At 40.7% G+C, this 22,520-nt stretch carries 21 protein-coding genes and 1 other RNA gene; 7 read left to right on the top strand and 15 right to left on the bottom strand.

Annotation, left to right across the window (positions count from 1 at the left end; all coding sequences use genetic code 11):
• The first annotated feature begins 37 nt into the window (after positions 1-37).
• A complete protein-coding gene (gene rnhA, locus AB6N04_RS00455; RefSeq protein ID WP_369310001.1) occupies positions 38-508 on the top strand; it encodes a ribonuclease HI in 471 nt (156 codons plus the stop codon).
• Here the strand turns inward: rnhA and AB6N04_RS00450 are convergent.
• A complete protein-coding gene (locus AB6N04_RS00450) occupies positions 505-1,236 on the bottom strand; it encodes a class I SAM-dependent methyltransferase (RefSeq protein WP_369310000.1) in 732 nt (243 codons plus the stop codon). The two genes, rnhA and AB6N04_RS00450, sit on opposite strands and share 4 nt — an antisense overlap.
• A 34-nt stretch (positions 1,237-1,270) precedes the next feature.
• Here AB6N04_RS00450 and gloB point away from each other — a divergent pair, with 34 nt between their 5' ends.
• The 4 genes from gloB (at position 1,271) to AB6N04_RS00430 (ending at position 4,653) form a co-directional block, all read left to right on the top strand.
• A complete protein-coding gene (gloB, locus tag AB6N04_RS00445) occupies positions 1,271-2,026 on the top strand; it encodes a hydroxyacylglutathione hydrolase (RefSeq protein ID WP_369309999.1) in 756 nt (251 codons plus the stop codon).
• 80 nt (positions 2,027-2,106) lie between these two features.
• Entirely contained in the window at positions 2,107-3,477 is a 1,371-nt protein-coding gene (gene mltD / locus AB6N04_RS00440; RefSeq protein ID WP_369309998.1) for a murein transglycosylase D, read from the top strand.
• Between the two features lie 530 nt (positions 3,478-4,007).
• On the top strand, positions 4,008-4,376 hold the full coding sequence (gene tomB, locus AB6N04_RS00435; RefSeq protein WP_369309997.1) for an Hha toxicity modulator TomB: 369 nt from the start codon (positions 4,008-4,010) through the stop codon (positions 4,374-4,376).
• A 73-nt stretch (positions 4,377-4,449) separates the two neighbouring features.
• Positions 4,450-4,653: an HHA domain-containing protein gene (locus AB6N04_RS00430; RefSeq protein WP_004905417.1), complete on the top strand. Its 204-nt coding sequence runs from the start codon at positions 4,450-4,452 to the stop codon at positions 4,651-4,653.
• A 353-nt stretch (positions 4,654-5,006) separates the two neighbouring features.
• Here AB6N04_RS00430 and ffs read toward each other — a convergent pair.
• Together ffs and AB6N04_RS00420 are read right to left on the bottom strand one after the other, a co-directional pair.
• An RNA gene (gene ffs / locus AB6N04_RS00425) (signal recognition particle sRNA small type) lies at positions 5,007-5,103 on the bottom strand.
• Between the two features lie 151 nt (positions 5,104-5,254).
• Positions 5,255-5,713 carry a YbaY family lipoprotein gene (locus AB6N04_RS00420; RefSeq protein WP_369309996.1) on the bottom strand — a complete coding sequence of 153 codons (459 nt, stop codon included), beginning with the start codon at positions 5,711-5,713 and terminating at the stop codon, positions 5,255-5,257.
• Between the two features lie 239 nt (positions 5,714-5,952).
• On the opposite strand from AB6N04_RS00420, the gene tesB reads away from it, so the two are divergent.
• Complete coding sequence (gene tesB, locus AB6N04_RS00415; protein ID WP_369309995.1) at positions 5,953-6,819, top strand: acyl-CoA thioesterase II; 867 nt, start codon at positions 5,953-5,955, stop codon at positions 6,817-6,819.
• A gap of 136 nt (positions 6,820-6,955) precedes the next feature.
• Here tesB and amtB read toward each other — a convergent pair whose 3' ends face one another.
• From amtB to AB6N04_RS00390, 5 genes are all read right to left on the bottom strand, one after another.
• A complete protein-coding gene (gene amtB / locus AB6N04_RS00410) occupies positions 6,956-8,236 on the bottom strand; it encodes an ammonium transporter AmtB (RefSeq protein WP_369309994.1) in 1,281 nt (426 codons plus the stop codon).
• 10 nt (positions 8,237-8,246) lie between these two features.
• Complete coding sequence (locus tag AB6N04_RS00405; RefSeq protein WP_353242905.1) at positions 8,247-8,585, bottom strand: P-II family nitrogen regulator; 339 nt, start codon at positions 8,583-8,585, stop codon at positions 8,247-8,249.
• Positions 8,586-8,757: 172 nt separating this feature from the next.
• Positions 8,758-10,542 (bottom strand): SmdB family multidrug efflux ABC transporter permease/ATP-binding protein, encoded by a 1,785-nt coding sequence (locus AB6N04_RS00400; RefSeq protein WP_369309993.1) that lies wholly within the window; start codon positions 10,540-10,542, stop codon positions 8,758-8,760.
• A complete protein-coding gene (locus tag AB6N04_RS00395; protein ID WP_369309992.1) occupies positions 10,539-12,284 on the bottom strand; it encodes a SmdA family multidrug ABC transporter permease/ATP-binding protein in 1,746 nt (581 codons plus the stop codon). Before AB6N04_RS00395 ends, AB6N04_RS00400 begins: the two co-directional genes overlap by 4 nt.
• Positions 12,285-12,358: 74 nt before the next feature.
• Positions 12,359-12,820 (bottom strand): Lrp/AsnC family transcriptional regulator, encoded by a 462-nt coding sequence (locus tag AB6N04_RS00390; protein WP_369309991.1) that lies wholly within the window; start codon positions 12,818-12,820, stop codon positions 12,359-12,361.
• Between the two features lie 276 nt (positions 12,821-13,096).
• Here AB6N04_RS00390 and queC point away from each other — a divergent pair, with 276 nt between their 5' ends.
• The gene (gene queC / locus AB6N04_RS00385; RefSeq protein WP_369309990.1) at positions 13,097-13,792 is read left to right on the top strand and encodes a 7-cyano-7-deazaguanine synthase QueC; all 696 of its coding nucleotides are present in this window, start codon (positions 13,097-13,099) and stop codon (positions 13,790-13,792) included.
• A gap of 54 nt (positions 13,793-13,846) precedes the next feature.
• Here queC and AB6N04_RS00380 read toward each other — a convergent pair whose 3' ends face one another.
• The 7 genes from AB6N04_RS00380 to clpP form a co-directional block, all read right to left on the bottom strand.
• Positions 13,847-14,272: an acyl-CoA thioesterase gene (locus AB6N04_RS00380; protein ID WP_369309989.1), complete on the bottom strand. Its 426-nt coding sequence runs from the start codon at positions 14,270-14,272 to the stop codon at positions 13,847-13,849.
• 181 nt (positions 14,273-14,453) lie between these two features.
• Entirely contained in the window at positions 14,454-14,822 is a 369-nt protein-coding gene (locus AB6N04_RS00375) for a ComEA family DNA-binding protein (protein ID WP_369309988.1), read from the bottom strand.
• 144 nt (positions 14,823-14,966) lie between these two features.
• Positions 14,967-16,838 carry a peptidylprolyl isomerase gene (ppiD, locus tag AB6N04_RS00370; protein WP_369309987.1) on the bottom strand — a complete coding sequence of 624 codons (1,872 nt, stop codon included), beginning with the start codon at positions 16,836-16,838 and terminating at the stop codon, positions 14,967-14,969.
• A gap of 175 nt (positions 16,839-17,013) precedes the next feature.
• On the bottom strand, positions 17,014-17,289 hold the full coding sequence (gene hupB / locus AB6N04_RS00365) for a nucleoid-associated protein HU-beta (protein WP_206084605.1): 276 nt from the start codon (positions 17,287-17,289) through the stop codon (positions 17,014-17,016).
• A gap of 233 nt (positions 17,290-17,522) precedes the next feature.
• A complete protein-coding gene (lon, locus tag AB6N04_RS00360) occupies positions 17,523-19,958 on the bottom strand; it encodes an endopeptidase La (RefSeq protein WP_369309986.1) in 2,436 nt (811 codons plus the stop codon).
• A gap of 202 nt (positions 19,959-20,160) precedes the next feature.
• Entirely contained in the window at positions 20,161-21,438 is a 1,278-nt protein-coding gene (gene clpX / locus AB6N04_RS00355; protein ID WP_369309985.1) for an ATP-dependent protease ATP-binding subunit ClpX, read from the bottom strand.
• A gap of 117 nt (positions 21,439-21,555) precedes the next feature.
• Positions 21,556-22,176 carry an ATP-dependent Clp endopeptidase proteolytic subunit ClpP gene (clpP, locus tag AB6N04_RS00350; RefSeq protein WP_369309984.1) on the bottom strand — a complete coding sequence of 207 codons (621 nt, stop codon included), beginning with the start codon at positions 22,174-22,176 and terminating at the stop codon, positions 21,556-21,558.
• Positions 22,177-22,520 lie beyond the last annotated feature (344 nt).

Genomic DNA, 22,520 nt, shown 5'->3' with positions numbered 1-22,520 from the left:
AACTAGAGGTGAATGAATAATCTAGAGTGTACCAGAAATGACAAAGCAGGTAGAAATTTTCACTGATGGTTCCTGTTTGGGTAATCCAGGACCCGGTGGATACGGTGTTGTCCTTCGTTATAAGCAACATGAAAAAACGCTCAGCGAAGGCTATTTTATGACCACCAATAATCGCATGGAGCTACTTGCTGCCATTGTTGCCCTTGAATCTCTTACCCGGCCCTGTGATATTATTTTAACCACAGACAGCCAATATGTCCGCCAAGGGATCACACAATGGATCCATGGCTGGAAACGCAAACAATGGCGAAAAGCCGATAAATCCCCAGTTATTAATGTGGATTTATGGAAACGCCTTGATGAGGCAATCCAGCGTCATACGATAGACTGGCGATGGGTTAAAGGCCATGCGGGTCATCCTGAGAATGAAAAATGTGATGAATTAGCACGTGCAGCGGCCGCTTCCCCAACAAAAGAGGACACAGGCTATCAACCAGCAAAAGATTAAGCACTTGGTTTTTTCGTGCGTTCGCTTAACTCTTTTGCCGCGCCTAATGCAGTGCCTATTTTGACTTTTGGTTGTTTGAATTTTAATGGTGTTGGCGTGAGCGGGTACGTCCGTTTTCGCGCCACAATAACACTCAGCACCCCAACCCCACCGCAATTTTTATTCACTCGTCGCTGTGCGTTCATCCAAGGAATAACATGGCAATTTCGATGATATAAGACTTCATAGTTCAATAAACTGAGCCAATCAAATACCCTAACTGATGGGAAAAAGCGACTACAATAAGGCTGCTTTTTGCGTAAGACAGGAACCAATTTTGCTAATCCAGCGAGGCTAAATGGATTAAACCCAGAAATCACCAGCCAGCCATCATCCATTAATACGCGGTCAACCTCGCGCAATAACCAATGCGGATCATGGCTATATGCTAAACAATGTGACATTAAACAAGCATCAATCGACTTTGCAGTAAAGGGTAAAGCATCCGGTTGCGCAACAAGGTTAAAGCGAGGATCATTTTCTCCCACGTTAAATTGGTGGGCGATTAGACATTCTTCGGTCTGGATTTCAGCACTTAAATGACCTAATTTAAGGAAATGAAAGCCAAACATTTTCGGCCACCAAGGACGAAGTTGGTTTTCCAGCGCTTGCCGGTATTGTTCACCAAAAGGAATATCAGACCAACTAACGGGCATTTGAATTTTTTTATCAATACGCGCAGGCTTCATGAAATTCCCCTATTAAACAGTTTTCGAGGTCATTATGGAGTTAATTCGAGTTCCCGCTTTAAATGATAACTATATTTGGATTTTAGCGGATAACCAGCGCCAGTGTATCATTGTTGACCCTGCTGAGGCAGAGCCTGTGCTCGAAAAAATTGCTCAGAAGCACTTAATCCCGGTCGCAATCTTATTAACTCACCACCATAATGACCATACCGGTGGTGTGGAAGAAATTTTAAGCAAATTTACAACGTTACCGGTATTCGGTTCAAAAGAAACACTCAATAAAGGTGCAACTAAATTCGTTGAAGAAGGTGATAACATCGTTATCAATCAGTTTAACTTCCATGTTATGTCCTTATCTGGGCATACCACCGAGCATATCGGCTTCTATCAAGCCCCCTATTTATTCTGTGGTGATACTTTATTTTCCGCAGGCTGTGGTCGTATTTTCGAAGGCACTCCAGCACAAATGTATCAATCGATTCAGAAAATCGCAGCACTTCCCGATGATACGCTCATTTGCTGTGCCCACGAATATACCTTATCGAATCTAAAGTTTGCACATCATATCTGGCCTGAAAATGAAGCAATTGCACGATATTTACAAAAAATAACGCAAATGCGTGACAAACATCAACCTACAGTGCCTACCACATTGAAAACAGAGAAAGAAATAAATATTTTTCTTCAATGCGATAATCAACAATTGCAGAATAAGCTACAAATTAACATGAAAAACCCACCTTTGAGGGCTGTTTTTACCCTCTTACGTCAATTAAAAGATCAATATTGATGTTTATTAATTGTCATCTCGGGGCGGGATAAGTATTATTGTTCGACTTTTAAACATTAAAATGAAGAACAATAGAAAAAATGAAGAAAATCGCGACGCTTATCGCCATTGTTCTGCTGGCTGGATGCCAAACTGCCCCGAAAAAAGTTAAGCAGAATACCCCCCCAGTAAATCACACTATTGAAACCGTTGCTTCGCATAACCAAGCGGCTAGTCGACAACAACCTAAAGTTGATTATGACTTATGGGGCTATATTAGTGATGAATTAAAAATGGATATCCCTGATAACCCACAAATTAGGGAAATAGCCAACAGCTATATGAGCAAACAAAGTTTCATCTACGATGTGGCATTAAGGGCTGAGCCTTATATGTACCTCATCGTAGACGAAATTAATGAACGTAACCTACCAATGGAATTGGCCTTAATCCCGATTATTGAAAGTTCGTTTAATCCCAAAGCCACCTCCCCAGCTCAAGCCGCTGGCTTATGGCAAATTGTGCCTATTACCGCACGCTCATATGGGCTAAAGCAAACACAATGGGTTGATGAGCGCAGAGATGTGCTTTCATCCACTAATGCTGCATTTGATTTACTTGAGAACCTGAATGTGATGTTTGGTCATGATTGGGAGCTGACATTAGCTGCTTATAACTGCGGTGAAGGTTGTGTGCAAAATGCGATTAAAAAGAATGAGGCTGCAGGCCTCCCAACCGATTTTTGGTCTTTATCATTACCAAACGAAACCAAACAATATGTTCCTAAAATTTTAGCTCTTAGCAAGGTATTAAAAAACCCGGAACAGTATCAAGTTCGTTTACCTAAAAGTAATAAAAACCGAGCACTGACACAAGTGGATGTTGGTCAACAAATCACTCTATCTCAAGCTGCTGAATTAGCAGGGCTAACGGTTGAATCAGTTAAAACCTACAATTCAGGTTACACTCGCGGCATCACATCCCCCACTGGACCGCACTACATTATGCTGCCCACTGCAAAGGCGGAACAATTCAAAACATCGTTAACAGACCAAGAGGTTTTAGAAACGATCCGCCTTGCTGCGATACAAAATCAACAAATTAAAGCCGCACAACCCACGGCAATTTCAACCGCTCGCCAAAATCGTGGCAAAGTGACCACATATAAAGTTCGTAAAGGTGAATCTATCGCCAGTATTGCTAAAAAATTCAATACGACAGCGAAAAACATTCAACAACTCAATGGTCTTAAAACTGCCAGCGTGATTAAACCAGGACAAACGCTGAAAGTTTCAGGTGCCGCTCCTGTCGCAAATAGCCGTAAAAGTACAATATATAAAGTTCGCAAAGGCGATTCTTATTACAGTATCGCTAAACGTCATGGGATCAAGCTTAATGATTTAATGACTTGGAACGCTGGTGTAAAAATGGCTGATCTCAAACCGGGAGTCACCCTAAATCTTTATCTCTAAGATGTTACCTAATTTAAAAACCTTTGCTTCTTTTTGTGAAGGTTTTTAACTATTTAAATATCCCACCTAATGAGTTGAATAAAATTATTTAAATACTCTAAATGGAGTAATACTTTTTATAAGGTGCGTTGTGTAAACATTTCTCTCTGGTTGTATTAAAATGGACTCACTCCCTAACTGATTTAAATAAACTATAAAGTTGCGTTTAGTCAGAACATACCGTAAAAGCACTGTCTCAAAACCCGATAAAAGTAGAAAAAAGTGGTTAATATAGGGTGACTTATGTAATAATAATGATATTATTACTTCGAAACCAAAGCAGTTCTCAGCGCGAGTCTGTGTTTGAATATCACTTATGTTAATAGTATAAACCATCAAAAATTAATGTTTTTATAATAATTTTATATTTTTCAATATATTAACAACCATGTTGTTACATTAAACATAAGTGCTTTTAATTAGTTATTGTGGCAGTATTATTGATATAAAAAGATACATAGCAAAAGTCAGATTCGCCTGCGGAGGTGATTATGGATGAATACTCACCCAAAAGACATGATATAGCAGAACTTAAATACTTATGTAATAGTCTGAATCGAGACGCTATTTTAAGTTTACAAAAAACAAATACACATTGGATAAATGACTTAAGTTCTGAGCAAAGTACTGCTCTAAATGAACTTATAGAACACATCGCTGCATTTTTTTGGCGATTTAAAATCAAATATCCGAAAGAAAACCTTGTTATCTCATTAATCGAAGAGTATCTCGATGAGACTTATGATTTATTTGGTAGCCCAGTCATCACATTGAGTGAAATTAATGATTGGGAAACAATGAATCAAAATCTTGTCGCCGTGCTGGATGATGATCTAAAATGTCTGACCAGCAAAACCTAAAGATATTATTTATCTTTAGCCTAACTATAACATTGTATATTACCGAGTTATTTATCATAAAAGAAAGGGCGTTATGACCAAATCTGATTATCTGATGCGTTTAAGAAAATGCACAACAATTGAAACACTTGAGCGAGTCATTGAAAAAAACAAGTATGAGTTATCTGACGATGAACTGGAGTTATTTTATTCAGCAGCAGACCATCGTCTTGCTGAACTAACGATGAATAAGCTCTACGATAAAATCCCAGCTTCTGTTTGGAAATTTGTTAGATAATATCTTAGAAACACGCTCAGATAGTAAATGGTTATAGCCGGTAACCCATTTATCGGCTGAACTCATTATAGGTTACACAAAATTATTGGCATTATTTTTAATGCTGATAACCTTTCTCGTCATTTATTTTCTCATTCAGCCTTAAGATACCTATCATTTTAACAATTAATGCCATATTTTTAACTGCATGCTATTTGCATATTAGAAATTATTTTAAAAATAAAACCTAACTTTACATTTATATAAAATTTAAATGTAAAATAAGATAAGATAATTTTATTAGTTATCGAAATGGGGTTAATGTATTTAAATAAGACTAAAGAATAAAACGAGAATGGTAAATTGGGTGGGAGCCCTGCCAGCGACATCCCGGCACACACGACCCCTGCTATGGCTGCTTCCTTCCGGACCTGACCAAGTTAACAAGTTAGCGTTGCGGGAGAACCAACAGAGCCCCCATTGAATACTTCTTTCGAAGCAGGGGCATTATGCTCGATAGTCGCTTAAATAGCAAGAATACGACGGCTAAGTGCTGATTTATTACACAAAATAGGTAAGTTATAGCCTGTCATCAAAAAATCAGATCATTGCTATAATCATACTAATTTGCGGGAACCATTAATAATTCAACATTTTTGGTTACACCATTATTAATCACTTCAACCACAGAGTCAGTGATATACAGCAATTTTCCATCCGCGTTAACTGTTGCATTCACCGTCAATTTACCTTCAGGTCTTACCTCATTCTTATGATAGGTTAACTCAAAGGGTATTGTCGGACGATTATTGAGTGAGTCATAATATTTCTGAGATAAAATAAGCGCTGGTAAATCCACAATAGAGGTATCAGCGAGCGTCACAGTAACAACTGCGTCTGCGGGTAAACCGGAATTCTGCACAATAACAACTCGTCCTTCAATTTTTCCTGTATCGACAGCTTGGTTGTTATGGCTAGCTTTAACATTAAGTGCTTTTTCACTCGGCTTTGTGTTATTCCCTTCACAACCGAGTAAAGAAAAAACAAATATTAAGCTAACAAAGTAACGTAAAAACATCATAGTCATTACCTATAACACTATGTTTATTAAAATATTTTAAAAAATCATTAAATTAAAAATGCTTTTTTGATGCGGGAATTGAAAAAAGTATAACCAATTTGAATAAAATAATAAAATAATATTTCAAATTGTAACTATCGGTAAACGTAGATTTACTCATACACAATCTGCCTACCTATTTTGGTAAATTAATGGGAAAATACCGATATTTCATTATTTTTAACTGCACTAAGGTCATTATGAGTCCAGAATTACAGAACTTAATTAGCCTCATTGAACTTGAGAAAATTGAAGAAGGCATTTTCAGAGGGCAAAGCGAAGACCTCGGTTTGCCACAAGTTTTTGGTGGCCAAGTTGTTGGACAAGCCATGTATGCCGCCGAACAAACGCTCCCTGAAGATCGCTTTATTAACTCTTTTCACAGTTATTTTTTGCGCCCCGGAGATAGCTCTCGACCCATTGTGTACGATGTGGAAATTCTGCGCGATGGTGGCAGTTTTAGTGCACGCCGCGTCAGTGCCATTCAAAATGGCAAACCCATTTTCTTTATGACGGCTTCATTTCAAACCCAAGAAGAAGGATACTCACATCAAAACTTGATGCCTGACGTTCCACCACCTTCTCAATTAATTTCTCAAGATGATATTGTGCAAGCATTGGCAGATAAATTGCCAGAAACAGTCAAAAAATACGCGTTAAGGCCTAACCCTTTTGAATTTAGACCCGTAGAATTCTACAGCCCGTTCGATGCACCACCTCAAGAACCATTCCGTTATATCTGGTTTAAAGCTAAGGGACAATTGCCTAATATTCCTTCGCTACATCATTATTTATTAGGTTATGCTTCCGACTATAATTTCCTACCCGCCGCTTTGCAGCCCCACGGGCGTGGTTTTATGGAAAGAGATTTGCAGGTCGCTACCATTGATCATTCAATGTGGTTCCATCGACCTTTTAAAATTGATGATTGGTTACTTTATGCCGTCGAAAGTCCATCCGCATCAGGAGGAAGAGGTTTTGTCAAAGGACAAATCTATAACCCTCAAGGTGAGCTTGTTGCAACCGCGGTGCAAGAGGGCGTTATACGACTGAGAAAACCACGTTAAGAAACCGCTATTGAAAAGTCAGTGATTACTCACTTTTTACTAAAAAAGTAATGGCAGTATCATTTATACTGCCATTATCAATTTGAATAGAACACAGTTTTATCCTGAATTCATTAAATAACCAAACGAGATAGCCTTAATTATAAGCACTTTCACCGTGTGAAGTGATATCCAGACCTTCTCTTTCTTTCTCAACTCCTATCCTTAGCCCAGTTGTTTTCGCTGCAACCATAAAGGCAATAAACGCCACCACCGCCGTCCATATAACACAAACTAAGATACTAAAAGCTTGGATACCAAGTTGTTTTAACATAGTAATGCCTTCAGCAAAGCCGCTGCCACCCAATGCACTTGATGTGAATATCCCTGTCAGTAAGCAGCCTAGAATACCGCAAACCCCATGGACGCCAAAAACATCACAGACATCGTCAACTTTTAGCTTACGTTTTAGCACCACAACCCCCCACAAACCGGCTATCCCTGAAAGCAAGCCAATGATGAGTGCACCACCTACCCCCACGGTTCCTGCCGCAGGAGTCACACCAACTAACCCAGCCAAACAACCTGAGCAGGCACCTAATAAAGACGGTTTATCCCTAAACATCCATTCTGCCAGTGTCCATGACAAAATCGCTCCAGATGCAGCTGCAACAGTATTAACAAAAGCTAAAGCGGCTATGCCATCAGCGCTTCCCGCAGAACCTGCATTGAAGCCAAACCAACCGATAAACAAAATAGATGTCCCCATAAATACCATCGGCAAGTTATGTGGCTTAATCGCCTCTTTTCCTAACCCTGTTCGATGACCAAGTAAGTAAGCACCAACTAAACCCGCGACTGCGGCATTAATATGGACAACAGTTCCCCCGGCAAAATCCAATGCACCATCTTGCGAAAGAATACCGCCCCCCCACACCATATGCGCCATTGGCAAATAAGCAAAAGTGGTCCAAATCACAGTAAAAATTAAAACAGCGGAAAATTTAATCCGTTCGCCTAAAGCGCCGACGACTAATGCCACTGTTAAGCAGGCAAATGCCCCTTGGAAGGCTACATGGACAAACTGAGGGATCGTGGCGGATAAACTTTCTACTGTGATCCCCTTTAACATTACAAGGCTAAAACCCCCCAAAAATCCATTCCCTTCACTGAACGCTAAACTGTATCCATAAATAATCCAAATAACAGAAACCAGTGCCAAAATCACTGTTGTCTGAGCCATAAGCGAAAGTACGTTTTTACTTCTTAATAATCCGCCATAAAACAAAGCAATACCGGGTACAATCATGAAAATCACCAATGCGGTGGCTATCATCATAAAAGCATTATCTGCTTTATCTAATCCCCCTTGTGACGCCAAAACTGTCATTGGAAAACCACCCACTGCTATCAATATATATTGAAACCATTTACGCATCGTCGTTCTCCTAGAGTGCTTCGTCTTGTTTTTCGCCAGTACGAATGCGTACTGCTTGTTCTAATGGCAAAATAAATATTTTCCCATCACCAACCTGGCCGGTATGCGCTTTCTTCTCTACAGTTTCAATGACTAACTCAACTAACTCATCAGGAACAGCAATTTCCATTCTCACTTTAGGTAAAAAATCAACGGTATACTCTGCTCCTCGGTATAATTCAGCGTGCCCTTTTTGCCGTCCAAAACCGCGCACCTCTGTAATGGTCATCCCTTGAATACCAATTTCAGACAGCGCCTCACGAACCTCATCTAACTTAAATGGCTTAATGATTACGATGATGTATTTCATTCTCACTCCTATAAGTCATACCAATAACACGCTCACCAGTTGTAAGCCGCATTCACATAGGAGCAAATCCTGTGCCAAAATTATTTATCGTTAAAATTCAATAAGAAACAACCAAATAAAAAACCACTCAAATGAGTGGTTTTAGGGAATGCATTATAATAGTGCAGAATTATTAACTAGGAATAGCCTCGATCTCAGCATCACAGCGGGCATTTAGGGATTCACCAACCTGTTGTAACTGGTACATTTGGTAATAACGCCCTTTTTGTTGTAAAAGATGCGAGTGAGTTCCTTTCTCAACAATTGCACCACGATGCAGCACAATCACCTCATCAGCATCAACAATCGTTGATAAACGATGAGCAATCACGACCAGCGTCGTGTTTTCACGAATAACACGTAGCGCCTTTTGAATCGCCTGTTCAGTACCTGAATCAATATTTGCAGTGGCTTCATCCAAAATAAGGATCTTCGGCGTAACCACCAGTACCCTCGCCATCGCCAATAACTGCCGCTGCCCAACCGACAGTGTGTTACCTTGCTCACCAAGCACAGTATCTAAGCCTTCAGGAAGCTGACGAACCAATCCTGCAAGTTGGACGGTTTCGAGCACTTCCCATACCTTTTCTTGGCTTACATCACGCCCTAACGCTACGTTATCAAAAAATGAAGCAGCCAATACAACCGGATCTTGTTGTACCATAGCAATACCGTTACGCAGCACTTGGTGGGACAACGAGTGTAAATCACGACCATCCAGTAATATTTCGCCTTTTACCCACGGGTAATAGCCCATGATCAAGTTAGCAATCGTACTTTTACCGCTGCCTGTATGCCCCACTAGTGCAACAAAATGATTATTAGGCACATGCAAGTTAATATCATTCAAGACCAGTTTGTCGTCATGGTAGGCGAAAGAAAGGTGATTGATGGTAATTGAACCTCCTTGTAACGGTGCAATATTGTCACCATACCCTTGCTGTGGACTATCCATTAACTCAAAAACGCGCTCACCCGATACCACAGCTTGCTGCAACATAGATTGCTGAGAGGTTAACTCAATCAACGGCTCATTTAATCGACCTAAATAATTGATAAAGGCATATAACACCCCTACTCCAATTGTTGTTGTACCTTCAACACCAAAAAGGAACAACAAACCACATAAAATAGACGCTGAAAATAAACTGAGTAATGGGCGTAACAACAAACCATCCAGTTTTAAGGCCTTCATTCTTGCACGATAATGATCTTGGCTTACATCCTGCATTTTTACGCCAAACCGAGCTTGCTGCAAAAATTGTTGGATCACCGTCATACCATTAATAACTTCATTAAAGCCGTTATTAATATCTGCAAGATACGCGCGGACACGACGAACAATGGGGGTGCTTAAACGTTGATAAACGATCATCACAACAAATACAGCAGGAAAAATCATTACCGCAACTGACGCCATTCGCCATTCAAGAGAAAACATGGCCACTAACATGGCACAAATCAGCGCTAAACTACGAAATACCGTCGGAACAACCATGACAAACAAGTCTTTGATTACCTCAGTATCATTAGTGACTCGAGAGATTAGCTGCCCAACTGGCTGTTTATCAAATGCACTTAATGGCTGCCTGAGCGCAGCATTCATCACATCGGTTCGCAAGTTTTGCACCACGCCAACCGCGGCTTTGTTAAATAGAATGACTTGATAATAATGGAGTAACGCAGCAATTATCTGCAATAGTATAAAGCCAATAACCATGTACAGGGTCAATGGCATAATAATCTGTTTTTTAGCGACCATATTATCAATAAAGTAGCTAATAAGCAGAGGTCCGCTAACTTCCGCAATCGCTGCTAGCCATAACATGCCAATGGCAATCCCCATCGTGCCACGATAGACTTTTCCGTAGGATAAAAGCCGTTTCAGTGCAGGCCAAAGTGGTTTTTTCTGGCTCATAGTTCACCATCCAAAGCCGCTTCTATTTGTTGATAATGGTACATATCTTTATACCAGCCTGATTGGCTTATCAGAGCCCCATGCTGACCTTGCGCTGCTATTGTTCCTTGGGATAACACTAAAATGTTGTCAGCTTCTACTAAAGCAGACAAACGGTGTGCACTAATAATTAACGTTCTCCCTTGTCGCCACTGGCTTAAGTTCTGCAAGATAGTAAATTCTGTTTGCCCATCCACCGCAGAAAGGGAGTCATCCAACACCAATATTTCTGCATTTTGTAAAATTGCCCGTGCAATAGAAATGCGTTGCTTTTGCCCGCCGGAAAGCATGACGCCTCGCTCACCAACTTGCGTTTCGTAACCTTCTGGCAAACGCAAAATATCCTCATGCACACACGCAATGCGCGCCGCCTCTTCAATTTCTGCTTGTGTGGCATTAGGCCTGCCAAGAGCGATGTTTCCTGCCACCGTATCAGAGAATAAGAAAGGTGATTGGTTGACAATCGACAGCCTTGCTCGCCATTCATCTAATCTAATGTCAGATAATGGTAAGCCTTGATAGCTTATACTTCCTTCCGTGATATCAAACTGACGCTGTAGCAAGGTTAGCAACGTGGACTTACCTGATCCCGTCGGCCCACACAGGCCTAAAAATTGCCCTGGCTTTAAGTTGAATTGCACATCGTGCAACGAGAGCCGAGTCGTTTCCGGGTAGTTAAAAGCGACAATGTTCACATGCAGTTCCCCTTTTTCGGGGGACAATGAATGGGAGCCATCTTTAATCACCAGCGGTTCATCTAACAAACTGACAATTCGACTATAAGCGGCACTGCCGCGCTCAACAATGTTAAACATCCAAGCCAGTGCTAACATCGGCCAAATCATTAGCCCTAAATACATCACAAAACTGGTCAACTCACCTAACGAGAGCGTTCCATCTAGAACCATCCAACTGCCCCCTGCGATGGCAAATAAGTTAGCCATGCCTATTGCCATAAATATTGTTGGATCAAAACGCGCATCAATTTTGGCGACATGCATATTGCGTCGGCCAGCTTCTGTCGCGACTTGCTCAAATTGGTTAGATTGGTGATCTTCAAGACCAAATGCTTTGATCATGCGAATACTGGTTAAACTTTCTTGTGCATGGTTATTTAATGATGAGAATGCGCCTTGTGCATGCTTAAAACGATGGTGAAGTTGATCCCCGTAGCGTTTGATAACAATTGCCATAATCGGCATCGGGATCAACGCCAATAAGGTGAGCTGCCAACTAATTTCAACGCTCATCATAATTAAAACGGCACAGCCCATAACAAGGGAATCCACCAAGGTTAAGACCCCTTCCCCCGCAGCAAACACCACGCGATCCACATCATTTGTTGTACGTGCGATAAGATCCCCTGTGCGGTATTTTAGGTAAAAGGCTTGGTTTTGTAGGCTTAACTGACGGTAAAATTTTTGCCGTAATTGAACCGCTAATTTGTAAGAAGCGCCAAACAACCAAATTCGCCAAATATATCGCAAACCATAAACAATTAACGCGATGAATAACATCAGCAGAACATAGTGGATCAGTTGGCTTCTCGGCATGGTTTCTTTACTGATCCCATCAACGACCACTCCAACAATGCGCGGCGGAATAAGTTGTAGGATAGCAATAACAATTAAAAAGCAAACAGCGCCGAGATAGCGCCGCCATTCACTTAAAAAATACCACTTGAGTTGTGAAAATAATCGCACGTATTACTGCCTTAAATAATGTTAATGAATTTGTATGCTTTTGGCTGCCTTAGATTGCCGTCTCTAGCAATGGACTAGTCAGGGATCGGTAGTTCCGTTGTATATTTGATTTTTTCCATCGCAAAACTTGAAGTGACATCAATTAAACCATGAACCCCATTAACCAGTTTTTTATAGAAAAGATCATAAGATTTCATATCATGCACTTCGACTTGCATCAGATAATCATATTCCCCCGCCATACGGTAAAACATGAGTACTTCAGGCAATTGACTGACAAAGGACACAAACTGCTCATACCATTCACTATTATGGTGCTGTGTTTTTATTGTCACAATAACGGTAAGCCCTAACCCAAGCTTTTCGCCATCAAGTAGCGTGACTCGCCCGCGAATATACCCTTCATCTTCGAGACGTTTCAGCCGCTTCCAACAAGGTGTAGAGGTTAAATTGACTGCTTCAGCGAGTGTGTTCAGTGATAAGCTACTATCATTTTGCAATAAACAAAGCAGCTTTTTGTCTATTTTATCTAACATGAAGGCTCTCTTGGCTTAGGTGTAAATGCTTTTTGTTATATTTTTATGTTGAAAACGCTATTATGCAAAAAATCATCATTTAAAAACAATAATAATGTCACCAATTCGCTTTATTATAGAATAATTTTATACAAATAAAAAAATAATAAGCAAAATAGCACACTAACTGGATCAAATTTATAAAGATAGGACTGTTAATCGTGTTATCACCTCGCTAACATAGGAAGCTAAAACTGTATTTTCTTGAATGACCTGAATTTTCACCAAGGAGTGACTATGAAACGCGCTGTTGTCGTCTTTAGTGGCGGACAAGACTCAACAACTTGCTTGATCCAAGCCTTAGCAAATTATGATGAAGTGCATTGTGTCACTTTCGATTATGGACAACGGCATCGTCAAGAAATTGAAGTTGCAAAAAAATTAAGTACATCACTAGGTGCGGCAGCTCATAAAATTTTAGATGTCACATTACTCAATGAGTTAGCTGTGAGTAGTTTAACGCGGGACAACATCCCGGTCCCTGATTTCGAAGAAAGCGAAGCAAGCGGCTTGCCGAGTACCTTTGTACCTGGGCGTAATATCCTATTTCTCACTTTAGCTGCAATATATGCCTACCAAGTCCAAGCAGAAGCCGTGATCACTGGCGTATGCGAAACCGATTTCTCCGGTTACCCTGATTGCCGAGATGAGTTTATTAAAGCACTTAATCACGCCATCAACCTTGGCATAGCCAAAACTATTCGTTTTGAAACGCCCCTTATGTGGCTCAACAAAGCCCAAACATGGGCACTTGCTGACAGTTATGGTCACTTAAATACCATCAGAGAACAAACACTGACTTGCTATAATGGCATTCAAGGAGATGGCTGCGGCGAATGCGCGGCTTGCCATTTAAGAAGCAAAGGGTTAAACGAATACCTAAGCCAAAAAGAGGCCATTATGCATTCACTAAAACAGCGACAAGCTAACTAATATCACCACAATATTTGCCTACCTAATAATCAAAATAAGGTAGGCTCGATTTAGCTAACGGATAAAATCATCAACCACCGAATTAAATGACTCCAGTTTTTCACGCAGTTCTTCATCAATCACAATCGCTTTATTGGTGAGATTATCAATGAATACGAATGTGACATAAGCATCAGATACTACTTCTGCTTGCCCTGCTTTATTACGGATAATTTGTTGATAACATACGGCGCTCTTAGAACCAATTTTATCCATACGTGTTACAACAGTTAGCTCATCTCCCAGTAATACCCCTTGAATATAGTTAACATTGATATTTACTGCGGCCATGGTTAAATTACTTTGTATCGCCCAGCTAATAAAATTACGTTTATTCATCCACTCCCAGCGGTCTGCTTCGTAGAACTCCAAGTAGCGAGCATTATTCACGTGCTGAAATACGTCAATATGATAACCATGAACTTTAATCTTTGTTGCCATAACTACTCCGACCAGTTTGCTTCTTGATAACATAAAAATAACAAATGTACGGAAAATATGCTGAATAAATATCACGAATAAGACTTAGCTCTCAAATTATTTACTCTAAAGTCGTAAATTCGCTCAATAAACAACCGCAGTAATAGCGGCTCCCCAATGTGTTAAATGAGGAGCCCTGACATTAAAGCATGAGTTTATGTTTATTTTTTTCTAAAAACGCGGGACCTATTCCCTGCACTTCCAAAATATTTTCAATGGAATTAAACGCACCATATTTTTCCCGATACTCAACAATTGCTTTTGCTTTTTGTTTACCAATCCCATTGAGTTTTTGAGCCAATTCTTCAGCAGAAGCTTGATTAATATTGATTTTATCTGATTGATTATGATCGATAACTTTTGAGTTTTCCGTGGACGCGGTAGATTGATTGATAGTCGTCGGCTTTTCTGCTGTATTTTTTTTCGCCCATATTAAAGGGGAAAATCCCCCCACTAGCGATAAACATACCATTGTGGCTAGAACGCGTTTACCAATTGATTTCCATGACATAAAATTTCTCCTTTGTATGTAGAAACACTACAGTGCCAGAGAAAAATCATCGAAACATTTAACGAAAAATAAAAATGCGAAAGGCCACCCAGCGGTGGCCTTTCGATAACATATTTGCAACTTAAATTACGAAGCTGCTCGCAATTACTCAAGGTTCATGACTTCAATTTTAGCGTTTTCACGTAAGTTAAGCATCAGCGCTTCATTCACGGCTGAGCTCATTACACCTTGGTATTCGCGAGATAACTGCTTCAGTTCATCTTCAGTTGGCTGACCTAAAGTGACTTTATCCAACTGAATAACCACATAGTTATCAGACTCATCACGGGCAATAGAATATGTTGGCTTTCCATCAACAGGCTGAGCCATTTCCATTGCTGCATTGATCGTCGCAGTTTGTGGCATTAAGCGAGAAACTGTTTGTACATCCGCAAATTTAATACCCGCTGCATTGAGTGCTGCTTCGCCTTTGCCTGCTTTTAGCTCAGCAAGTAGCTTATCTGCTGTTGCTTTTAGCTCTGCGTCTGCTTTTTGGCGTTTAACTAACTTTTCAATCTCGGGTTTAACTGTTTCAAATGGTTCAGTGCTTTCAGGTTTATATTCCGTTACACGAACAACAAATGCACGATCCCCCTCAACGTTAATCACGTCAGAGTTAATCCCTTTAGACCCATTTTTATCAACTAAACGGTCACTAAAGATTTCATTGATAACTTTAGGGAAGTTCAGTGCTGCTGGCGGATTATTACGGTCAAACCAATCCGTTGTGACTGATTTTAAACCTGAAACTGACTCAACTGAAACCAGTGATTCCATATCACTCGTTGCTGCTTCACTGACTTTCTGTTGTAAGTCATAGAACTGCTTGATATTTTTATCTTGAAGCAAACTCTGTTTAATGCTTTCAGACACTTGTTCAAACGGTTTTGTTGATTCAGGTTTAATGTCATCTAAACGAAAAATAACATAGTTACCCTGTGCTTTAACTGGCGCTGAAAGTTGACCTTTTTCAGTTAAGTTAGCCGTGATGATTTCACTCGGCGTTGAAGCCGCTTCCATCCAACCAATTAGACCTTTATTACCTGCACTGAATTTATCCGTCGATTTTTCAGTCGCTAGCGTTGCAAAGTCAGCACCTGCTTTGATTTCATTAATGATGTCGTTTGCTTCTTTTTCAGAAGCCACTTGGATCATACTGTACTGTTTTTGCTCTGCCTGAGTGTAGTTTTTCAGGTTTTGCTCGTAAAAGGTTTTCACTTCTTCATCAGAAACTGTGGCTTCTGGCATGGATGCCGCATCCATTTCAACATAGCTAACTTGCACTTTTTCCGGTGAAATAAAGCTATTTTGGTTGGCATCGTAATACGCTTTCAGCTCTTCTTCCGACACAGTCTGTTTTGCTTGAACATCAGCTAAAGATAAGGTTGCGGTACGAATTGCGCGCTCTTGCATAAACAACTCGGCGTAAGCTTTGACTTCTGATGGTAACGCAAAGTCCGTACCCGTAAAGGATTTCCCTAACTGAGCACGTGTTAAATCTTGGCGGATCTGTGCCGCAAAACTATCCGCATTAATGTTGTAGCGGCTTAAGATTTCACGATATTTATCGCCATCAAAGCGGCCATCAGTTTGAAAGATTGGCATAGCAAAAATAGCTTGTTCAATCTGTTTATCGCTCGCTGAGAGATTTAATTCATTAGCATATTGATTAATCAATTCGTTGTTAATCAAGTTATCAAGCGCTTGGCGACGCAGCAAATTCATGCTTTCTTCATTGCTTGCAACTTCAGAGAATTTATCGCCCAAGTATTCTTGCAATGATTGGCGTTCCTGCTGAAAAGCCTGCTGTAACTGCTCCCTACTAATTGGCTGTCCATTAACTTCTGCTGCTTTGTTGGCACTATTACCACCTAAGCCGCCCATCATAACGCCTGTCAGCACGAATGACAGCATAATGACCGCTAGCAAAATTTTAATAAAAGGACTGTTCGCCTTCGTGCGTAGATTTTCCATCATAAAAAGGCTTAACTCCGCTTTGTTGAATTCAATTTCCTGATAATACGCTAATCTTAACCCAGAAAGAAAAAAAAGCGCACCATTTCCATGGCGCGCTCATATATTAGCTGATTAAAGACATTCCGTCAGTTTGAGTTTTCGCAAAAATGCAAGAAAGACAAACTAAAATACTTAATTAGCTATTAACAGCGTCTTTAAGACCCTTACCTGGACGGAAAGCTGGAACTTTCGCCGCAGCAATTTTAATCTCTTTACCCGTTTGTGGGTTACGGCCTGTACGTGCTGCACGCTCACGAACAGTAAAATTACCAAAGCCAACTAGAGCAACATCGTCTCCTTTACTTAAAGAACTTGTTACAGTAGCAACGAACGCGTCAACAACACGACCTGCAGCAGCTTTAGAAATATTCGCATCAGAAGCGATTTGATCAATCAGTTGAGCTTTATTCACTCTTATCATCCCCATATTAGTTGGACTATAAATCACCAAATTAACTATAGCAGCTAGCTTTTATTCGTACAGTTAATTAATGATTCAGCCGTTATATCAATCCTGATTACCAATGGCAAGAGAACAGATTGCATACAAACAATTATCAGAATCATCGCTAAATTAGCGATGAAAAAAAAGGCTGACAAGCCCTAAATTAGGTGTCAGCCTTAGTTTTATACAAACTTCTTGATTCAGCTCACTCTTTTGGCTTTCTTTTTAACAATCTCAGCCCCAAAAGGCGGATTAACTAAAGCTAAAGAGAGTACTTCTTCAATGGTTTTCACTGGGTGAATTTCTAAATCAGCGATCACATTTTGAGGAATTTCTTCTAAATCACGTTCGTTTTCTTTAGGGATTAAAACGGTTTTTATTCCGCCGCGATGCGCCGCTAATAATTTTTCCTTTAATCCACCAATTGGGAAAACCAACCCTCTTAATGTGATTTCACCTGTCATTGCCACGTCTGCACGAACTGGATTACCCGTTAAGCAAGAAACCAGCGCTGTTGACATCGCAATACCTGCACTTGGGCCATCTTTCGGTGTAGCACCTTCCGGTACGTGAACGTGGATATCGCGTTTTTCATAAAAATCGCTGTTAATACCCAGTTTTTCAGCACGCGCTCTCACCACGGTTAATGCCGTTTGGATTGACTCTTGCATCACTTCGCCTAAAGACCCCGTGTAAGTAAGCTTACCTTTACCCGGTACACACGCAGTTTCGATGGTCAATAAATCTCCACCAACTTCAGTCCATGCTAAGCCCGTCACTTGGCCTACACGGTTTTCTGTATCTGCTTGGCCGTAGTCAAAACGACGAACGCCGAGATAATCTTTTAAGTTATCTGCATTGATTTCGATGTGCTTGAGTTTCTTATCCAGTAACAACGCCTTAACGGCTTTACGGCACAATTTCGAAATTTCACGCTCTAAGCCACGTACACCCGCTTCACGAGTGTAGTAGCGAATAATGCTCATTAATGCGCTATCATCGATAGTTAACTCACCTTTTTTCAAGGCATTACGTTCAATTTGTTTCGATAATAAGTGTTTTTTAGCAATATTCAGTTTTTCGTCTTCGGTATAGCCTGATAAACGGATGACCTCCATACGATCTAATAATGGCGCAGGGATATTCATCGAGTTTGACGTAGCAACAAACATAACATCAGACAAGTCGTAATCCACTTCTAAATAGTGGTCGTTAAACGCGATGTTTTGTTCTGGGTCAAGCACTTCTAATAACGCTGATGCAGGGTCACCACGCATATCCGAAGACATTTTGTCTATCTCATCGAGCAGGAATAGCGGGTTTTTCACGCCAACCTTTGCCATTTTCTGAATAAGTTTGCCCGGCATTGACCCAATATAGGTACGACGGTGACCACGGATTTCCGCTTCGTCACGCACGCCACCTAACGCCATTCGGGTATATTGACGACCTGTTGCCTTTGCAATAGATTGACCCAGTGACGTTTTACCAACCCCTGGAGGCCCGACTAAACACAGAATTGGCCCTTTAATTTTGCTTACCCGACTTTGCACGGCTAGATACTCAAGAATACGGTCTTTTACACGCTCAAGACCATAATGGTCGGTATCTAACACTTCTTGTGCTTTCACTAAATCTTTTTTGACTTTGCTACGCGCACGCCATGGTACTTGTACCATCCAGTCGATATAGCTACGGACAACTGTGGCTTCTGCCGACATCGGAGACATCATTTTCAGCTTCTGCAACTCTGCTTCTGCTTTTTCTTGTGCCTCTTTAGGCATTTTCGCTTCTTCGATTTTACGTTTCAGCGATTCATATTCATCTGGCGCATCATCCATTTCACCCAGCTCTTTCTGAATGGCTTTCATTTGCTCATTCAAATAGTATTCACGCTGGCTTTTTTCCATCTGTTTTTTAACACGATTACGGATGCGTTTTTCGACTTGCAGCAGTTCAGTTTCTGCTTCCATCATCGCCATCAGGAACTCAACACGCTCAGCAATATTTGCCATTTCAAGAACGCGCTGTTTATCCGCTAATTTCAGCGGCATATGTGATGCAATGGTATCAGCAAGTTTATCGAGCTGGTCTTGCTCTATGGAGTGCAATGCAGTCAGCACTTCCGGTGGAATTTTTTTATTGAGCTTAATATAGCTTTCAAACTGGCTCACAATTGTGCGATATAGCACTTCATTTTCTTTCTCATCAAGGAGTGATGATGGAGCCCCCGCTGTAGTTTCGTCATAAACGGCACCTTCAGCGTGCTTGTCTTGTTCTGCAACTAAATATTCAGCTTGTGCGAGGAAAAACTCGCCATTGTCAGTCAGGCTAGTAATACGCGCACGTCTTAAACCTTCAACTAAGACTTTTACAGTACCATCGGGTAGTTTCAGCATCTGAATAACCGACGCAACCGTACCAACAGCAAATAAATCATTTACCCCTGGCTCATCAGTCGAGGCTTCTTTTTGCGCAACCAGCATTACTTGCTTGTCATGATCCATCGCTGCTTCCAGACTGTGAATGGATTTTTCACGTCCAACAAACAGTGGGATCACCATATGTGGGTATACCACTACATCACGCAGAGGCAATACTGGTATTTCAATGCGTTCGGAACGCTCTGGATTCATAAAGCTCTCTCTTAGTTTAGCTCACGCTAGTTTAAGGGTTTCAGTCTCTCTTGAAATTTTTCTCAAAATAAGGAAACCACACCTCAGAATATAAACTATATGGGGACAAGATTTTAGCATTCAATGGTTAGTTGAACATAAAAAACAAAATGAGGGATATCCCTCATTTCGTTTGATTATTTATTGAACGCGTTCTTGAAGATTAGTTATCGCCTGAAGCTTGAGCATCTGGCTTGCTGTAGATCAATAAAGGCTCTGATTGTTCATTAATCACATTTTCATCAACGACAACTTTTTCCACATCCGTCATTGAAGGGAGATCATACATAGTATTTAATAACGCAGCTTCAACAATTGAACGTAAACCACGCGCCCCCGTTTTACGTGCCATTGCTTTTTTGGCAATCGCCTTTAACGCTTCTTCCCGGAACTCAAGTTCAGTACCTTCGAGACTAAACAGCGCTTGGTATTGTTTAGTTAATGCGTTTTTTGGCTCTTGTAAAATTTGGATCAGCGCTTCTTCGCTCAACTCAGTTAACGTAGCAACGACGGGCAAACGACCAATAAATTCTGGAATTAACCCGAACTTAATTAGATCTTCTGGCTCAGCTTGAGTTAATAACTCACCTTCAGTTGCTTTGTCTGACTCGCCTTTCACTTCAGCAGCAAAACCGATACCTGAGCGGGTATTTAAACGCTGACCGATTACTTTATCTAAGCCTGCAAATGCACCGCCACAAATAAACAGAATTTTCGAGGTATCAACCTGTAAAAATTCTTGCTGTGGATGCTTACGTCCACCTTGTGGGGGAACCGCTGCAACCGTACCTTCGATAAGCTTCAAAAGTGCTTGCTGCACACCTTCACCCGAAACGTCACGAGTAATAGATGGGTTATCGGACTTACGTGAAATTTTATCAATTTCATCGATATACACGATACCGCGCTGCGCTTTTTCTACATCATAATCACATTTTTGCAGTAATTTTTGGATGATATTTTCAACGTCTTCCCCTACGTAACCGGCTTCGGTGAGCGTAGTGGCATCCGCCATGGTAAATGGCACATCCAAATAGCGTGCTAAGGTCTCAGCCAGTAGGGTTTTACCACTACCAGTAGGCCCGATTAACAGGATATTACTTTTACCTAATTCAACACCATCATTGGTTTTGTCGCCATTACGCAACCGCTTGTAATGGTTATAAACGGCCACTGCCAAGACTTTCTTCGCTTTTTCTTGGCCAATGACATAATCATCAAGATGTTGCCTAATTTCGTGTGGTGTAGGCAGTTCACTGCGCTCACGATGTGGCGCAAGTTCTTTAATTTCTTCACGGATGATATCGAGACATAAGTCTACGCATTCATCACAGATATAGACTGACGGACCGGCAATCAGCTTACGTACTTCGTGCTGACTTTTTCCGCAGAAAGAACAGTAAAGCAGTTTACCTGTCCCCTCTTTGCGTTTTTCTGTCATCAGTTGACCTCACTATTATTCATATTGCTTTGTTTTGTTTGATTAACACCAAAAACAAACCAACGGTTTTCTTAAAATAATTTATGGTATGAATTAATTATACCAAAAGTTAACCCACTAACGGCTACTATAAATTTGGTCGACTAAACCGTACTCTTGTGCTTCATTTGCAGACAAGAAACGGTCGCGCTCAGTGTCACGGCTAATTTCTTCAATGGACTTGCCAGTATGGTGAGCCATGAGTTCATTCATGCGTGTTTTCACTTTTAAAATTTCTTGCGCATGGATTTCAATATCCGTCGCTTGACCTTGATATCCACCTAAAGGTTGGTGGATCATGACACGGGAATTTGGTAAGCAGAAGCGTTTACCTTTCGTACCCGCTGCCAATAAAAAAGCCCCCATAGAACAGGCTTGCCCCATACAAATAGTGCTAACGTCAGGCTTAATAAATTGCATGGTATCATAGATAGACATACCCGCCGTAATCACACCACCAGGTGAATTAATGTACAATTGGATATCTTTTTCAGGGTTTTCCGCTTCGAGGAATAACATTTGAGCGACAATTAAATTCGCCATGTGGTCTTCCACTTGACCCGTCAGGAAGATAATACGCTCTTTTAATAAACGTGAATAAATATCATATGAGCGCTCACCTCGAGAGGTTTGCTCAATGACCATTGGCACAAGAGCCATTTGGGATGCTAACTGTTCCTGACCGCCAAAATATGACATCGAAATCTCCTATTAAAAACTTTCTGGTGCTTGCGCCTAAATTGCTATCTGCTAACTAGCATATTGAGCAAAGGGTATGCTACAAAATAACCTATTTAAAAAGACCTGCATTTACACAATTTCGCGCCCCTCTTATTCCTCTATTTTAGCCTATTTTGGACTGATTACTGATGAAATAAGAAGAAAATGCAACAAATTGTGCTAAAGTCAACGAAGCGCTCTTTGAATAAGTTTAACACAAGTCTGTTTACTTACACGGTATATCCCATGAGAAAACCATAACTGATTTTCAAAGGTGACGAAATAACTCTTTTGACTAAATTCGTTTCTCTATGATGCTTGCT

Origin of the sequence: Providencia rettgeri (assembly GCF_041075285.1) — a bacterium.
Lineage (GTDB): Bacteria > Pseudomonadota > Gammaproteobacteria > Enterobacterales > Enterobacteriaceae > Providencia > Providencia rettgeri_G.
This window is presented reverse-complemented; position numbering and strand designations above follow the sequence as displayed.

Excerpts from the sequence above, each read along its gene's own strand:
- AB6N04_RS00390 (WP_369309991.1), bottom strand. The coding sequence starts at position 12,820 with ATGTTAGATAAAATAGACAAAAAGCTGCTTTGTTTATTGCAAAATGAT.
- AB6N04_RS00430 (WP_004905417.1), top strand. The coding sequence starts at position 4,450 with ATGACCAAATCTGATTATCTGATGCGTTTAAGAAAATGCACAACAATT.
- clpP (WP_369309984.1), bottom strand. The coding sequence starts at position 22,176 with ATGTCATATTTTGGCGGTCAGGAACAGTTAGCATCCCAAATGGCTCTT.
- amtB (WP_369309994.1), bottom strand. The coding sequence starts at position 8,236 with ATGCGTAAATGGTTTCAATATATATTGATAGCAGTGGGTGGTTTTCCA.
- queC (WP_369309990.1), top strand. The coding sequence starts at position 13,097 with ATGAAACGCGCTGTTGTCGTCTTTAGTGGCGGACAAGACTCAACAACT.
- AB6N04_RS00405 (WP_353242905.1), bottom strand. The coding sequence starts at position 8,585 with ATGAAATACATCATCGTAATCATTAAGCCATTTAAGTTAGATGAGGTT.
- AB6N04_RS00450 (WP_369310000.1), bottom strand. The coding sequence starts at position 1,236 with ATGAAGCCTGCGCGTATTGATAAAAAAATTCAAATGCCCGTTAGTTGG.
- AB6N04_RS00375 (WP_369309988.1), bottom strand. The coding sequence starts at position 14,822 with ATGTCATGGAAATCAATTGGTAAACGCGTTCTAGCCACAATGGTATGT.
- tomB (WP_369309997.1), top strand. The coding sequence starts at position 4,008 with ATGGATGAATACTCACCCAAAAGACATGATATAGCAGAACTTAAATAC.
- AB6N04_RS00420 (WP_369309996.1), bottom strand. The coding sequence starts at position 5,713 with ATGATGTTTTTACGTTACTTTGTTAGCTTAATATTTGTTTTTTCTTTA.
- rnhA (WP_369310001.1), top strand. The coding sequence starts at position 38 with ATGACAAAGCAGGTAGAAATTTTCACTGATGGTTCCTGTTTGGGTAAT.
- ppiD (WP_369309987.1), bottom strand. The coding sequence starts at position 16,838 with ATGATGGAAAATCTACGCACGAAGGCGAACAGTCCTTTTATTAAAATT.
- mltD (WP_369309998.1), top strand. The coding sequence starts at position 2,107 with ATGAAGAAAATCGCGACGCTTATCGCCATTGTTCTGCTGGCTGGATGC.
- AB6N04_RS00380 (WP_369309989.1), bottom strand. The coding sequence starts at position 14,272 with ATGGCAACAAAGATTAAAGTTCATGGTTATCATATTGACGTATTTCAG.
- AB6N04_RS00400 (WP_369309993.1), bottom strand. The coding sequence starts at position 10,542 with ATGAGCCAGAAAAAACCACTTTGGCCTGCACTGAAACGGCTTTTATCC.
- gloB (WP_369309999.1), top strand. The coding sequence starts at position 1,271 with ATGGAGTTAATTCGAGTTCCCGCTTTAAATGATAACTATATTTGGATT.
- tesB (WP_369309995.1), top strand. The coding sequence starts at position 5,953 with ATGAGTCCAGAATTACAGAACTTAATTAGCCTCATTGAACTTGAGAAA.
- clpX (WP_369309985.1), bottom strand. The coding sequence starts at position 21,438 with ATGACAGAAAAACGCAAAGAGGGGACAGGTAAACTGCTTTACTGTTCT.
- lon (WP_369309986.1), bottom strand. The coding sequence starts at position 19,958 with ATGAATCCAGAGCGTTCCGAACGCATTGAAATACCAGTATTGCCTCTG.